Source organism: Streptomyces aureus, from assembly GCF_001418135.1.
Lineage (GTDB): Bacteria > Actinomycetota > Actinomycetes > Streptomycetales > Streptomycetaceae > Streptomyces > Streptomyces aureus_A.
On the sequence record NZ_LIPQ01000512.1, the window covers coordinates 1 to 12,555 of the forward strand.

General features: G+C 72.0%; 11 protein-coding genes and 3 pseudogenes. 6 read left to right on the top strand and 8 right to left on the bottom strand.

The window, feature by feature from the left end:
* The 3 genes and pseudogenes from AOK00_RS32590 to AOK00_RS32595 form a co-directional block, all read right to left on the bottom strand.
* Positions 1–666: pseudogene (locus AOK00_RS32590) on the bottom strand (hypothetical protein); the annotation flags it as partial.
* A gap of 208 nt (positions 667–874) precedes the next feature.
* A pseudogene (locus AOK00_RS37800) lies at positions 875–1,108 on the bottom strand (transcriptional regulator); the annotation flags it as partial.
* 155 nt (positions 1,109–1,263) lie between these two features.
* Positions 1,264–2,289: a DUF1963 domain-containing protein gene (locus tag AOK00_RS32595; RefSeq protein ID WP_055603765.1), complete on the bottom strand. Its 1,026-nt coding sequence runs from the start codon at positions 2,287–2,289 to the stop codon at positions 1,264–1,266.
* A 66-nt stretch (positions 2,290–2,355) separates the two neighbouring features.
* Between AOK00_RS32595 and AOK00_RS32600 the strand changes: the two genes are divergently transcribed.
* Both AOK00_RS32600 and hutH read left to right on the top strand, forming a co-directional pair.
* Entirely contained in the window at positions 2,356–2,730 is a 375-nt protein-coding gene (locus AOK00_RS32600; protein ID WP_159041898.1) for a hypothetical protein, read from the top strand.
* 121 nt (positions 2,731–2,851) lie between these two features.
* Positions 2,852–4,393, top strand: coding sequence for a histidine ammonia-lyase (hutH, locus tag AOK00_RS32605; protein WP_055603767.1), 1,542 nt, complete (start codon positions 2,852–2,854; stop codon positions 4,391–4,393).
* A gap of 69 nt (positions 4,394–4,462) precedes the next feature.
* Here hutH and AOK00_RS32610 read toward each other — a convergent pair whose 3' ends face one another.
* A complete protein-coding gene (locus AOK00_RS32610; RefSeq protein WP_055603768.1) occupies positions 4,463–4,732 on the bottom strand; it encodes an LAETG motif-containing sortase-dependent surface protein in 270 nt (89 codons plus the stop codon).
* Between the two features lie 111 nt (positions 4,733–4,843).
* Here AOK00_RS32610 and AOK00_RS32615 point away from each other — a divergent pair, with 111 nt between their 5' ends.
* Together AOK00_RS32615 and AOK00_RS32620 are read left to right on the top strand one after the other, a co-directional pair.
* Positions 4,844–5,185: a hypothetical protein gene (locus AOK00_RS32615; RefSeq protein WP_055603769.1), complete on the top strand. Its 342-nt coding sequence runs from the start codon at positions 4,844–4,846 to the stop codon at positions 5,183–5,185.
* Between the two features lie 217 nt (positions 5,186–5,402).
* Complete coding sequence (locus tag AOK00_RS32620; RefSeq protein WP_055603770.1) at positions 5,403–6,674, top strand: L,D-transpeptidase; 1,272 nt, start codon at positions 5,403–5,405, stop codon at positions 6,672–6,674.
* 123 nt (positions 6,675–6,797) lie between these two features.
* On the opposite strand, the gene AOK00_RS32625 is transcribed toward AOK00_RS32620, so the two are convergent.
* Positions 6,798–7,667, bottom strand: a complete 870-nt coding sequence (locus tag AOK00_RS32625) for a helix-turn-helix domain-containing protein (RefSeq protein WP_055603771.1) — start codon at positions 7,665–7,667, stop codon at positions 6,798–6,800.
* Between the two features lie 128 nt (positions 7,668–7,795).
* Here AOK00_RS32625 and AOK00_RS32630 point away from each other — a divergent pair, with 128 nt between their 5' ends.
* Together AOK00_RS32630 and AOK00_RS32635 are read left to right on the top strand one after the other, a co-directional pair.
* Positions 7,796–8,848 carry an NAD(P)-dependent alcohol dehydrogenase gene (locus AOK00_RS32630; RefSeq protein ID WP_055603772.1) on the top strand — a complete coding sequence of 351 codons (1,053 nt, stop codon included), beginning with the start codon at positions 7,796–7,798 and terminating at the stop codon, positions 8,846–8,848.
* A gap of 113 nt (positions 8,849–8,961) precedes the next feature.
* Positions 8,962–9,318 carry a DUF1330 domain-containing protein gene (locus tag AOK00_RS32635; RefSeq protein WP_055603773.1) on the top strand — a complete coding sequence of 119 codons (357 nt, stop codon included), beginning with the start codon at positions 8,962–8,964 and terminating at the stop codon, positions 9,316–9,318.
* Here the strand turns inward: AOK00_RS32635 and AOK00_RS32640 are convergent.
* From AOK00_RS32640 to msrA, 3 genes and pseudogenes are all read right to left on the bottom strand, one after another.
* Positions 9,301–10,999, bottom strand: a pseudogene (locus tag AOK00_RS32640) (ABC-F family ATP-binding cassette domain-containing protein). The gene AOK00_RS32635 and the pseudogene AOK00_RS32640 sit on opposite strands and share 18 nt — an antisense overlap.
* Positions 11,000–11,153: 154 nt before the next feature.
* Positions 11,154–11,741 (bottom strand): hypothetical protein, encoded by a 588-nt coding sequence (locus AOK00_RS32645; RefSeq protein WP_055603774.1) that lies wholly within the window; start codon positions 11,739–11,741, stop codon positions 11,154–11,156.
* Positions 11,742–11,840: 99 nt separating this feature from the next.
* Entirely contained in the window at positions 11,841–12,503 is a 663-nt protein-coding gene (msrA, locus tag AOK00_RS32650; protein ID WP_055603775.1) for a peptide-methionine (S)-S-oxide reductase MsrA, read from the bottom strand.
* Positions 12,504–12,555: the final 52 nt, after the last annotated feature.

Genomic DNA, 12,555 nt, shown 5'->3' on the forward strand with positions numbered 1-12,555 from the left:
GTCGAGCTGAGAGTCGAGCTGAGAGTCGAGCTGAGCGGCGCGCTGAACGCCGGGCTGGGCGTCGGGCTCGTCCGGGGCCGAGTCGAAGGGATCGGGCTGCGGCTGTCCCTGGGGCTCCGGCTCGGCCTCGGTCTCCGAGCAGGCCTCCGGCTCGGCCTCGGTCCCCGGCCGGGCCTCCGCCTCCGCCTCCGCCTCCGGCGGAAGGTTGGAGGTGTTTTCCCTACGGTCTTTCTCTGGATGACCGTCGGTCGACGGGGTCGCCGGATGACCGACGGCCGGGCCCGGGGTGCCCGGTGCCACCTGCGAGTACACCCGCTCGATGCCCGTGTGGACGGGCGTACGGGCGAAGATCTTGGCCGCCTCCTCGGGGCGTAACGGCGTGCTGGAGACGAGCTGTTGGGTGACCCAGAGCCCGCCGCCGACCTGCACCCGCCTCTCGTGCACGTACCCCTCGGCCTTGAGCTGACGCTTGGCCGTGATGAAGGAAGTCGACCCGATCCGGGCGCGCTTGGCGGTTTCCGAAAGGGTTTCCCGGGCGTGCGCGGGGAGGGAGAGCTGCCAGGTGAGGAGGCGCGTGGCGTGGGAGTCGAGGCGCGGGTGCCGGATGATCTCGTGTGAGAACTGGCTGAAGGCGCGAGAGGGCGCGATAAAGTTGCGGTAGATCACGGGTGGGCGGCTTCCACTGGTGGTTCAGGCCCTCGTCGTTGGTTACCGCCGCCGACGGGGGCCGTTTTGCTGCGAACGTACCGCACGGGCATATGCCCGCGGCGACACGCTGAGTGAAGACCCCCCGTACGAGTGATGCCCGGTTTTCGGGAGGCCGGCCATGGGCCGAGACGAGAGGCGGGCTCAAGCTTCGACCCAGCCCCGTCCGTCAGCCGGGGCGCAGTGCGCGCCGGGCCGAGTCGATGACGCTGTTGGCATCGGCTCCGTAGGCCGCCGACTCGCTCTGGGGCTTCCAGGCCTTGCGGTACAAGGCGATGTTGTCGGCGTCGTCCAATCACAGCTCGGCGTGCCAGTCCTCCGCGACCACCAGCCGGTCATCCATGACCCAGAAGCCGTTGGCGGGGACGATCTTCATCGACGCCGTGAACGGCACGATGCCCAGCCGTGCGCCGCTGCGGCTGCTCCCACCACACCTATCAACCGCGCGGCGCCGTCGCGAGCCCCCGGACAGAGCCCGGACGGGCCTGAGCCCCTCCCTCCAACCCGACTGGGTCGGGGCTCGGTTGTTCCGGTTCGCGGGGACCCGCGTGGTCCGGCCTACTGAACGCTCCAGCGCGGCGGGTGTCCCGGATCGGCGGGGCATGTGAAGACGTTCAGTTCGCCGTGGTTGCCGACGACGACCCCGGTGGGCACGGCCGCCGGGTGGGGGTGGAGGCCCTGGTCCTCCAGCGGTGTCCAGCTTCCGGTGCCGCCGTCCCACTCGGACGTGTCGACGGTCAGCAGCAGGGTCATGGGCGTCGCGCAGGTCGGGCAGTCCATCGGATACGGGTCCGTCTTGTGCCAGGACGCGTACCCGCCGGCCCGCCAGCCCGGCGGGATCGACAGGTCGTACTGGTAGGCCACGGGGTCGGCCTCGTCCTCCTGTTCCTCCGCCTCCTCCTCCAGCGCTTCCTCCCAGGCGTCGATCCGTGCGCACAGGTCCTCGGGCAGCAGCCCGGCGAAGGGGTACGTGACCACCTGTTCCGGGTGCAGCGCGCAGGGTTCGGGGACGTATCCCTCGTAGCCGACGACCTCCGGCCGCGGCGGCGACGTCAGTACGTCGGCGACCTCCGCCGCCCTGCGCCACCGCAGGTGGAGCAACGTGCTGTAGCCGGTGGGGCGGTGGGCGTCGAAGGGGCACCAGAACACCTGGAGCAGGTCGGCGCCGCCCGGCCCCGCCGGAAGGTCCGGGACGTCGCGCGCGTACAGCTGCGCGAGGCCGATCATGGGCAGCGGATCGTTCTCGCTCGCCCCCGGTACCAGGTGCTCGCGCTCCAGCTCCTCGACGAGCCGCAGTTCCTCCTCCGTCAGGCCCTCGTACGGTTCCCGGGCATACGCGGCCGCCAGGACCTCGCGCCGGCGGCGGACGTCCTCCAGGCGTCGCCCGCGCCCGCGGCCGTGGACCTCCGTGCACACCGGCCACGGTTCGTCCGCGGGCCACAGCATCGGCCCGCCGACGGAGCTCTCCGACACGCCGGGCCGCCCGGGCCGCGGATGCAGCCGGGTGGTCGTGCCCCGGTGGGCGGCCAGTTCCGGGAAGAGCGCTTCCACGTCGAGCGGGCGGGGCGGGGTGGTTCTGTTCATGGAGGCGACCCTAGTCACCCCCTCATCCAGCCTGGTGCGAGGGCGTGTTGGCCGCATCCGCAGCGGGTGGGGCATGCCGCGGGACGACTTGTGGTGCGGGCGGCCGGGGCTGTCGCGCTCGGGCTCGTCGCGGTCGCGGTGCCCGTCGACCTGGACACCGGCGACCGGGTCGCGATCGTCGTCGGGCGCGGGTCCAAGGTCGTCGGCCTGCCAGCCCCGTACGGAGCCGACCCGGACGTCGTCGCGGCCCGGCGGGCCCTCGTCGGCTGCTTCCGGGACGTGGGCGTGGCACCGATGCCCGGGCCCGTCGCGGGGCGGGCGCTCCGTGAGGCCGAGCGCCTTCTCGGTGCCGAGCACCCGACGACCGTCGAGATCCGCGAGTCGCTCGTTTCCGGCGCGCCGCCCCGATGGCGGTTCCGGCGGCGCCCCGGCGGTCGCTGAGCGGCAGACTGGGAGCCCATCGGCGAGGATCGGTCCGGTAAGGGGCCGTCCATGGTCGGGACGGTGACGAAATCACCTAGTGACAGGTTGGTCTTCAATCCGTAGGGTGCTGAATATGGATATGCAGACAGTCGTCCTCGGCACGTCCGGCACGACCCCGCAGGACGTCATCGACGTCGCCCGCCACGGCGCCCGCGTCGAGCTGTCGCCCGAGGCCGTGGAGGCCCTGGCCGCCGCCCGCAACATCGTCGACGCGCTCGCCGCCAAGCCCGAGCCCGTCTACGGGGTCTCCACCGGCTTCGGAGCGCTCGCCACCCGGCACATCGGCCATGAGCTCCGCGCCCAGCTCCAGCGCAACATCGTCCGCTCGCACGCCGCCGGCATGGGCCCGCGCGTCGAGCGCGAGGTCGTCCGCGCCCTGATGTTCCTGCGGCTCAAGACCGTCGCCTCCGGCCACACCGGCGTCCGCCCCGAGGTCGCCCAGACCATGGCCGACGTCCTCAACGCCGGCATCACCCCGGTCGTGCACGAGTACGGCTCCCTCGGCTGCTCCGGCGACCTCGCCCCGCTCTCCCACTGCGCCCTCGCGCTCATGGGCGAGGGCGACGCCGAAGGCCCCGACGGCGAGCTCCGGCCCGCCGGCGAGCTGCTCGCCGCCCACGGCATCGCCCCCGTCGAGCTCAAGGAGAAGGAGGGCCTCGCCCTCCTCAACGGCACCGACGGCATGCTCGGCATGCTGATCATGGCCCTCGCCGACCTCGACACCCTCTACAAGTCGGCCGACATCACCGCCGCGCTCTCCCTCGAAGCCCTCCTCGGCACCGAGAAGGTCCTCGAGCCCGAGCTGCACGCCATCCGCCCGCACCCGGGCCAGGCCGCCTCCGCCGCCAACATGCTGGCCGTGCTCAAGGGATCCGAGCTCACCGGTCACTTCCAGAGCGGCGAGGCCCCCCGCGTCCAGGACGCCTACTCGGTCCGCTGCGCCCCGCAGGTCGCCGGCGCGGGCCGCGACACCATGGCCCACGCCCTGCTCGTCGCCGAGCGCGAGCTGGCCGCCGCCGTCGACAACCCGGTCGTCCTCGCCGACGGCCAGGTCCGCTCCAACGGCAACTTCCACGGCGCCCCCGTCGCGTACGTCCTCGACTTCCTCGCCATCGCCGCCGCCGACCTCGGCTCCATCGCCGAGCGCCGCACCGACCGGCTCCTCGACAAGAACCGCTCGCACGGCCTGCCGCCCTTCCTCGCCGACGACGCCGGCGTCGACTCGGGCCTGATGATCGCCCAGTACACGCAGGCCGCCCTGGTCAGCGAGATGAAGCGGCTCGCCGTCCCGGCCTCCGCCGACTCCATCCCGTCCTCGGCGATGCAGGAGGACCACGTCTCCATGGGCTGGTCCGCCGCCCGCAAGCTGCGCACCGCGATCGGCAACCTCAACCGGATCATCGCCGTCGAGCTGTACGCCGCCACCCGCGGCATCGAGCTCCGCCACGGCCTGTCCCCGGCGCCCGCCTCCGCCGCCGCCATCGAGGCGCTGCGCGCGGCCGGTGTCCAGGGCCCCGGCCCGGACCGGTTCCTCGCCCCCGACCTGGCGGCCGCCGACACCTTCGTACGCGAAGGGAAGCTGCTCGCCGCGGTGGAGCCGGTCACCGGCCCGCTGGCGTAACCCGGAGAAGACATGAGGCCCGTCCCGGACGTCCCGGGGCGGGCCTCACGTGTGCACGGAAACGGTCCCTCAGGACGTCCGGTCGCGGCGCCGCATCGCCAGCGCCACGAATCCCGCCCCGACACCCAGGAAACCCGTCCCGCCGAGCAGGTACGGCGTGGTGTCCCGGCCGCCGGTCTCCGCCAGGTGCCCGGCGTCCGTGGCGGGGCCGTCCTGGGTCACCCCGATCGGTCCCCCGCCCTGATCGGCGGTGGCGTTGGCGGACGGTACGAACCACAGGGCGCACAGCAGCGTGCCCGCGGCGGTCGCGGTCAGCAGTGGGCGTCGGGCGGCGGACACGGAAATTTCGATCCCCCTTGCGGAAACCGCGAATTGGTCGGTGCGCCGATGCTAATGAACACAGCGGGTCGTGGGAAAGCCGGGAGCCCCGGTACGCCTACGCTCCGACCCATGAGTACTTCTGACACACCGCGCTATGTACGCCTTCGGGTCGATGTGGTCCTGGAGATCGACGGACCGGCCGAGCTGGCCTCGGCGGCCGAGGCCCGGATCGACGCCGACGAGTTCATGCCCGAGGAGGAGCGGGTGCCCGCCCGCGCCGCCGCGAACGAGGACAGCGCCGAAGCCCTCGCGTACCTCGTCGAGCCCTTCGACCTGATCCGCGACATCCCCGGCATCGAGATGGTCCAGGCCTCCTGGAGCAGTGAGGAGATCGAGTACGACCCCGATGCGCTGGAGTGGGACCTCGGCGAGGAAGATGGGGCGGAGGAAGACGACGACGACCGGTCGTAAGGCTGGTATCCGACCTGTTCACAGGCCCCGGGACGCCGTCCCGGGGCCTGTGGTGCGCCGGGGGGCGACCGGGTGACGGGGGCCACTGCGGCTCCGGGAACCGGACGGGACCGTACGAGCGTGTCGTCAGTGGTGTTCCCCACAAACGCTCCGCTTCCGGAACCGGACGGGGTGTCATGGGCGTTCTTAACAAGAAGTTGGCAGGGAACCGGCGACGATGGAGAAGCGTGTGATGACGGACGGCAAGCGCCGCCGCAGGAGCCTGGCCGCCGCGGCCGCCGTGCTCAGCGGTGTGCTGGTGCTCTCGGCGTGCAGCGACGAGGACAAGGGCGCGGGCACCTCCGGTTCCGCGACGCCGCAGTCACAGGCCCAGGTCGACGAGGCGGCCGCGCAGAAGACCTCCAAGGCGAAGATCACGATCTCGCCGAAGAACGGCGCGCAGAACGCCTCCATCAACAAGGACGCCAAGGTCTCCGTCACCGAGGGCAAGCTCACCGAGGTCGTCATGACCTCCGCCGAGGGTGAGGCCGTCAAGGGCGAGATAGCCGCCGACGGCCTGAGCTGGAAGCCGACCGGTCAGCTCGAACGCGCCACGGTCTACAAGATCGCCGCCACGGCCACGGACGCGGAGGGCCTGGAGGCCCACGAGAACTCCTCGTTCACCACGGTCTCCAAGGCCAACAGCTTCATCGGCAACTTCACGCCGGAGGACGGCTCGACCGTCGGCGTCGGCATGCCGGTCTCGATCAACTTCAACAAGGCGATCACCGACAAGAAGGCCGTCCAGAGCGGCATCACGGTCACCTCCAGCAGCGGCCAGGAGGTCGTGGGGCACTGGTTCGACGGCACGCGCCTCGACTTCCGTCCGAACGACTACTGGACCGAGGGCTCGACCGTCACCCTCAAGCTCGACCTCGACGGCGTCGAGGGCGCCGACGGTGTCTTCGGCGTGCAGCAGAAGACCGTCACCTTCAAGATCGGCCGTAACCAGGTCTCCACCGTCGACGTCATCACCAAGACCATGACGGTCACCCAGGACGGCAAGACGATCAAGACCATCCCGATCTCCGCCGGCTCCCCGGAGAACCCGACCTACAACGGCAAGATGGTGATCTCCGAGAAGTTCAAGGAGACCCGGATGAACGGCGCGACCGTCGGCTTCACCGACGACGACGGCAAGGGCGAGTACGACATCAAGGACGTGCCGCACGCCATGCGTCTGTCCACGTCGGGCACGTTCATCCACGGCAACTACTGGGGCCCGGACTCGATCTTCGGCTCGGCCAACACCAGCCACGGCTGCGTCGGCCTCAACGACGTCAAGGGCGCCGGCGACCCGAACCAGCAGGCCGCCTGGCTGTACGACCACTCGATCGTCGGCGACGTCGTGATCGTCAAGAACTCCAAGGACAAGACGATCGCCCCCAGCAACGGCCTCAACGGCTGGAACATGAGCTGGGCGGACTGGAAGGCCGGCTCGGCGGTCTGATCCCCCGGGCCGCGGCGACACGGCCGCGCAGCCGCACGAGAACGGCCCCCTCCCACATCGGGAGGGGGCCGTTCCCGCATCGGGAGGGGCCGCTCCCGCACCGTGAGGGGGCCGCTCCGGTCTCTACTGCCGTACGTCCACGCTCTCGTCCACGCCCCACTGCGCCAGCAGCCGCAGCGCGTCCGCCGACGCCGTCCCCGGCTCCGCCTGGTACGTGATGAGCATCAGGTCCGGGTCCCCGCCCGCCACCTGCATGCTCTCGTACGTCAGCGTCATCTCGCCCACCAGCGGATGCCGCAGCACCTTCGTCCCGTGCCCCTTGTCCGCGACCGTGTGCGCCGCCCACAGCGAGCGGAACTCCTCGCTGCGCACCGACAGCTCGCCGACCAGCGCGAGCAGCGCCGGATCGTCCGGGTAGCAGCCCGCGTACAGCCGCAGCACGCTCACCACCTCGGTCGCCTTGCACTCCCAGTCCCGGTAGAGGTCACGCGAGTTGGGCCCGAGGAAGACCATCCTGGCCACATTGCGCTCGGCCGGCTCCATCGCCTCGAAGTCGCCCATCAGAGCCCGTGCCATCCGGTTCCAGGCGAGGACGTCGAGCCGCCGGCCCACGACGAACGCCGGGACGCCCTCCATCGCGTCCAGCAGATGCCGCAGGCCCGGCCGCACCTGCTGGGGGCGGGCGATCGCCGCCCGGTGCTGCTTCTTCTTCGCCGTCGGCTTGGCCAGATGCGTCAGATGCGCCCGCTCGGTGTCGCTCAGCCGCAGGGCCCGCGCGATGGAGTCGAGGACCTCCATGGACACATTGCGGCCGTTGCCCTGTTCGAGCCGGGTGTAGTACGCCACCGACACCCCGGCCAGCTGCGCCAGCTCCTCCCGGCGCAGCCCGGGCACCCGGCGGTGGCGCCCGAAATCCGGCAGGCCCACGTCCTCCGGCTTCAGCCTGGCCCGGCGCGAGCGCAGGAATTCGCTGAGTTCGGCACTGAGATCCATGCGTCCCGATTATCCCAGGTCGTACGTCCTGGCGGACGGCTGTTCCTGTCCCTGCCAGTGGTAGGCACGCTGGACGTAGGCAGAACAGGGGGCTGGGTGATGCCCGCGCCCTCGCGCAGGCTGGGGCCATGACCACGAACGTGACCACCGTCCCCGCGTACGCCGCACCCGCCGCCAACGCCCCGCTGGAGCGCACCACCGTGCCGCGCCGGCCCGTCGGCGAGCACGACGTCCTCATCGAGATCAAGTACTCCGGCATCTGCCACTCCGACATCCACCAGGCACGCGACGGCTGGGGGGAGGGCATCTTCCCGATGGTCCCGGGCCACGAGATCGCCGGGATCGTCGCCGAGGTCGGCCCCGGGGTCAGCAGGTTCCAGGTGGGCGACCGGGTCGGCGTCGGCTGTTTCGTCGACTCCTGCCGGGAGTGCGCGTACTGCCTGCAGGGTCTGGAGCAGTACTGCGTCCAGGGCGGGACCGGTACGTACAACGCCCTGGACAAGAACGGAGAGCCCACCTACGGCGGCTACTCCAGCCACATCGTCGTCGACGAGAACTACACCCTGCGCATCCCCGAGGGCATCGGCCTCGACGAGGCCGCCCCGCTGCTCTGCGCCGGCATCACCCTCTACTCGCCGCTCGCCCACTGGCAGGCGGGCCCCGGCAAGAAGGTCGCGATCGTCGGCCTCGGCGGCCTCGGCCACATGGGCGTCAAGATCGCCCACGCGCTCGGCGCCGAGGTGACCGTCCTCAGCCAGTCGCTGAAGAAGCAGGAGGACGGCCTGAAGCTGGGCGCCGACCACTACTACGCCACCAGCGACCCGGCGACCTTCACCGAGCTGGCCGGCACCTTCGACCTGGTGATCTCCACGGTCTCCGCGCCGCTGGACTTCAACGCCTACCTGAGCCTGGTCAAGACCGACGGCGCCCTGGTGAACGTCGGCGCCCCCGAGGAGCCCGTCTCTCTCGGCCTCTTCTCCCTCATCGGCGGCCGCAAGACCCTCGCGGGCTCGATGATCGGCGGCATCGCCGAGACCCAGGAGATGCTCGACTTCTGCGCCGAGCACGGCCTCGGCGCGGAGATCGAACTGATCCGCGCCGAGCAGATCAACGAGGCGTACGAGCGGGTGCTCGCCAGCGACGTGCGCTACCGCTTCGTGATCGACGCGTCGACGATCTGACGCCCGCGCACGACGCCCGCGCTCGACGCCCGCGCTCGACGCCCGCGCACGACGCCGGGGCATGACCTGCGGGGTAATCGACCCCGTACGGCATGCCCCGGCAGTCTTGCCCCATGACCGCATACGCCATCGGAAACCTGCACCCGAAGCCCGTCCTCGACGAGGAGGTACTCACCTACATGGAGCGCGTCCAGAGCACCCTGGACCCCTTCGGCGGCCGCTTCCTCGTCCACGGCGCACCCGCCCGTGAGGTCCCCGAGGGGGACTGGCCGGGCGCCGTCGTGATCATCGGTTTCCCGTCGTACGAGAACGCCCGCGCCTGGTACGACTCCGCCGCCTACCAGGCCCTGATCCCCCTCCGCACCCGCCACATGGCCGGCGACATCCTCCTGATCGAGGGCGTCGCCGACGGGTACGACCCGGCGGCGACGGCCGCGACCATGCGGGCCGCGTCAGGCGACCCGGCCTGAGCGGAGCTCCAGCCGCCGGCCGCCGAAGCCCGCGCGGAAGCGTTCGTCGTGGGAGACCGCGACCACCGCGCCCGGGAAGGCGGCCAGGGCCGCCTCCAGGTCCTCCACCAGCGAGAGCGCCACATGGTTGGTCGGCTCGTCCAGGACGAGCAGATCGGCCGGCCGGGTCACCAGCCGGGCCAGTTCGAGGCGGCGCTGCTGGCCCACCGAGAGCCGGTCCACCGGAACCGACAGGTCCTCCTCCCGGAAGAGCCCGAGGGCGAGCAGCTCCGCCGCGTACTCCTCGGGCAGGCCGGGGCGCCCCGCCGCGTACTCCGTGAGCAGCGGCTCCGCGGACGGCACGGCGGGCAGCTCCTGGCGCAGCCGGCCGACCCGTCCCCGAACGGCCGACCCTCCCGCTGTCGGGGCGCAGGTCCCCCGCGAGGACCCGGAGCAGGGTCGTCTTGCCGGCGCCGTTGGGCCCGGAGACGAGCAGCCGGTCCCCTGCCGAGATCCGCAGCTCGTCGATCCGCAACCGCTCGCCGACGACGACGTCGACGAGTTCGGCGAGCACCCCGTCCTCCGCGATCACACCATCCTTCCCGAGCACCCCGCCCTCGGGCAGCAGACCGTCACCGAGGTCGGCTTCCGTCCCCGTCCCCGGGGCCGCCGTCGCGATCCGAGCGGTGAAGCGCAGGGGTTCGGGTGGGGCCGGGACCGGGGACCTCAGCAGCTGCTCCAGCCTGACGCGGGCCGCCCTGACCTGGCCCGACAGCTTGTTCTCGTGCGAGCGGCGGTGCTTGCCGAAGCCTTGCCGGGGGTCCTTCCCCGACCCCGCGAGCCGCTGCCCGGCGGCCGCCACCAGCTCCTCGGTACGGGCCAGTTCCTCGCGCCACTCCTCGTGCTCCTGCGCCCGGCGGCGGCGGGCCGCGGCCTTCGCCGCGCGATGACCGGACCAGCCGTCGCCGTACCGGGCCACCGTGCGGGTGTCCCGGTCGACCTCCAGGATCGCGGTCGCCATGCCCTCCAGGAACGCCCGGTCGTGAGTGACCGCGACCACCGTGCCGCGGTGGGTGCGCAGGCGTTCCTCCAGCCAGTCGGCGGCGGCCCGGTCGAGGTGGTTCGTCGGTTCGTCGAGGAGCAGCAGCTCGGCGCCCGAGGCGAGGACGCACGCGAGGGCGAGCCGCGACTGCTCGCCGCCGGAGAGCGTGCCGACGCGGCGCTCGTACGGGACATGGCCGAGGCCGAGCCCGTGCAGCGCGGCGTCCACCCGGGCGTCGGCCTGGTAGCCGCCCCGCTCCTCGTAGCGGGCGGCGAGTTCCCCGTACGCGAGGAGTTCCTCGGGTGACGCGGAGCCGAGGGTCTCCTCGGTGGCCCGCATCTCCCGTTCCATGGCGCGGAGTTCGGCGAGCGCCGCGTCGACGGCGTCCCGCACGGTGTGCTCGGGTCCGAGACCGAGGGTCTCCGCGAGCGTCTGGGCGAGACGCGCCACGCCACCGGGGAAGCGGACGATCACTTCCCCGGTGTCGGGCGCCTCGGCCCCGGCCAGGAGCCGGAGCAGGGTCGACTTGCCGGAGCCGTTCTCACCGATGACCGCGGCCTTCTCGCCGGGGCGGACGGTGAGCGTGAGCTGGTCGAGGACGGAGCGGTCCCCGTAGGACTTGGAGACGTCTTTCAGGGTCAACTGGGCGCGGTCGCGCATGGGATCTTTCCCTGGGTGCTGGGGGTGTTCGGGCCGGGAAGGGGACACCGGGACCCTCACTGCCGCGCCCCGAGGGCGCCGGATCAGCGGGTCGGACCGTGTCCGCGGCCGGAATCAGAGAAAGAAGTGGAACGAACCCATGCCCCGAGTGTAGCTACCGGGCGTGGGGGACCGCCGTGGCTCTTACGGCGTAGTCGAGGAGCTCCGCGAAGCGCAGCCACTGGAGGAGGGGCACGTTCAGCGGCCCGTAGCCGGGGGTGAGGTGCCGTCGGATGCCGGCGGCGACGGCGGCCGGCTCGTCCCGGGACGGGCCGTCGGGCCGCCCGAGCGCGGTGAGACAGTCCGCCGCGCAGGTGTCGAGACGGCCGTGCAGTTCCATGAGCCGGCCCCGGAGGTCGCCGGTGAGCAGCGACGGATCGGGGTGGGGGACCTGGAGGAACGCGGCGCGGCGGTTCGCCACGGCGGCGACGAGCCCCAGCCGCGAGGGCCCGGCCGGGCCGGGCCAGCGGGGTCGCCACGGCGACGCCAGGGGGTGGCCGCCCCGGGGGGTACGGACACCGGCCGCCTTCTCCAGGCGGCGCCGGGCCGCGAAGACCTCGATCTCCTCGATCCTCGCCGCGCGGCTCGCCTCAAGGACGTCGAGCGCGCGCAGCAGGGCGGCCGTGTCCTGCCGGAGGTCTTCGCGGCCAGGTAGGCCCAGGTCGCGTGGAAGCCGAGCGGCCCGTACTCCGAGACGGCACACCGCAGCGCCCTGTACCGCCGGGCGGGCGCCACCTGCTCGTCGCGCACCCGCCGCGCGTAGGTCCCGAAACTCATCGGGCGGAGCCCGGCCCTCGGATCGTCAGCCCTCCGCCTTGGCGACACCGATCGGGCAGGAGACGCCCGTGCCGCCGATGCCGCAGTAGCCCGCCGGGTTCTTGTCCAGGTACTGCTGGTGGTATCCCTCCGCGGCGTAGAAGGTACGGCCCTCCGCGGGGAGGATCTCGGTGCTGATCGTGCCGTAGCCGGAGCCCGTCAGGACCTTCTGGTAGGCCTCGCGGGACGCGTCGGCGGTCGCCGCCTGGGCGGGGGAGTGGGTGTAGACGGCCGAGCGGTACTGGGTGCCCACGTCGTTGCCCTGGCGGAAGCCCTGCGTCGGGTCGTGGGACTCCCAGAAGAGCTTCAGGAGGGACTCGTACGAGACCTTCGACGGGTCGAAGACGACCCGGACGGCCTCGGTGTGACCGGTCAGGCCCGAGCAGACCTCCTCGTAGGCCGGGTTCGGCGTGTAGCCGCCCTGGTAGCCGACGAGAGTGGTCCAGACGCCGTCGGTCTGCCAGAACTTGCGCTCGGCGCCCCAGAAACAGCCGAGGGCGAAGTCGGCGACCTCCAGGCCCTCCGGGTACGGGCCGAGGAGCGGGTTGCCGAGGACCGTGTGGCGCTCGGGAACGGCGAACTCCGGCTCGGGGCGGCCGCGCAGGGCCTGCTCGGGAGTGGGGAGGACGGGGGTGCGGGACAGGAACATGCTGCATCTCTCCTCGACGGTCGGCAGTGGTCACAACGCCGGCGGGCGGGGA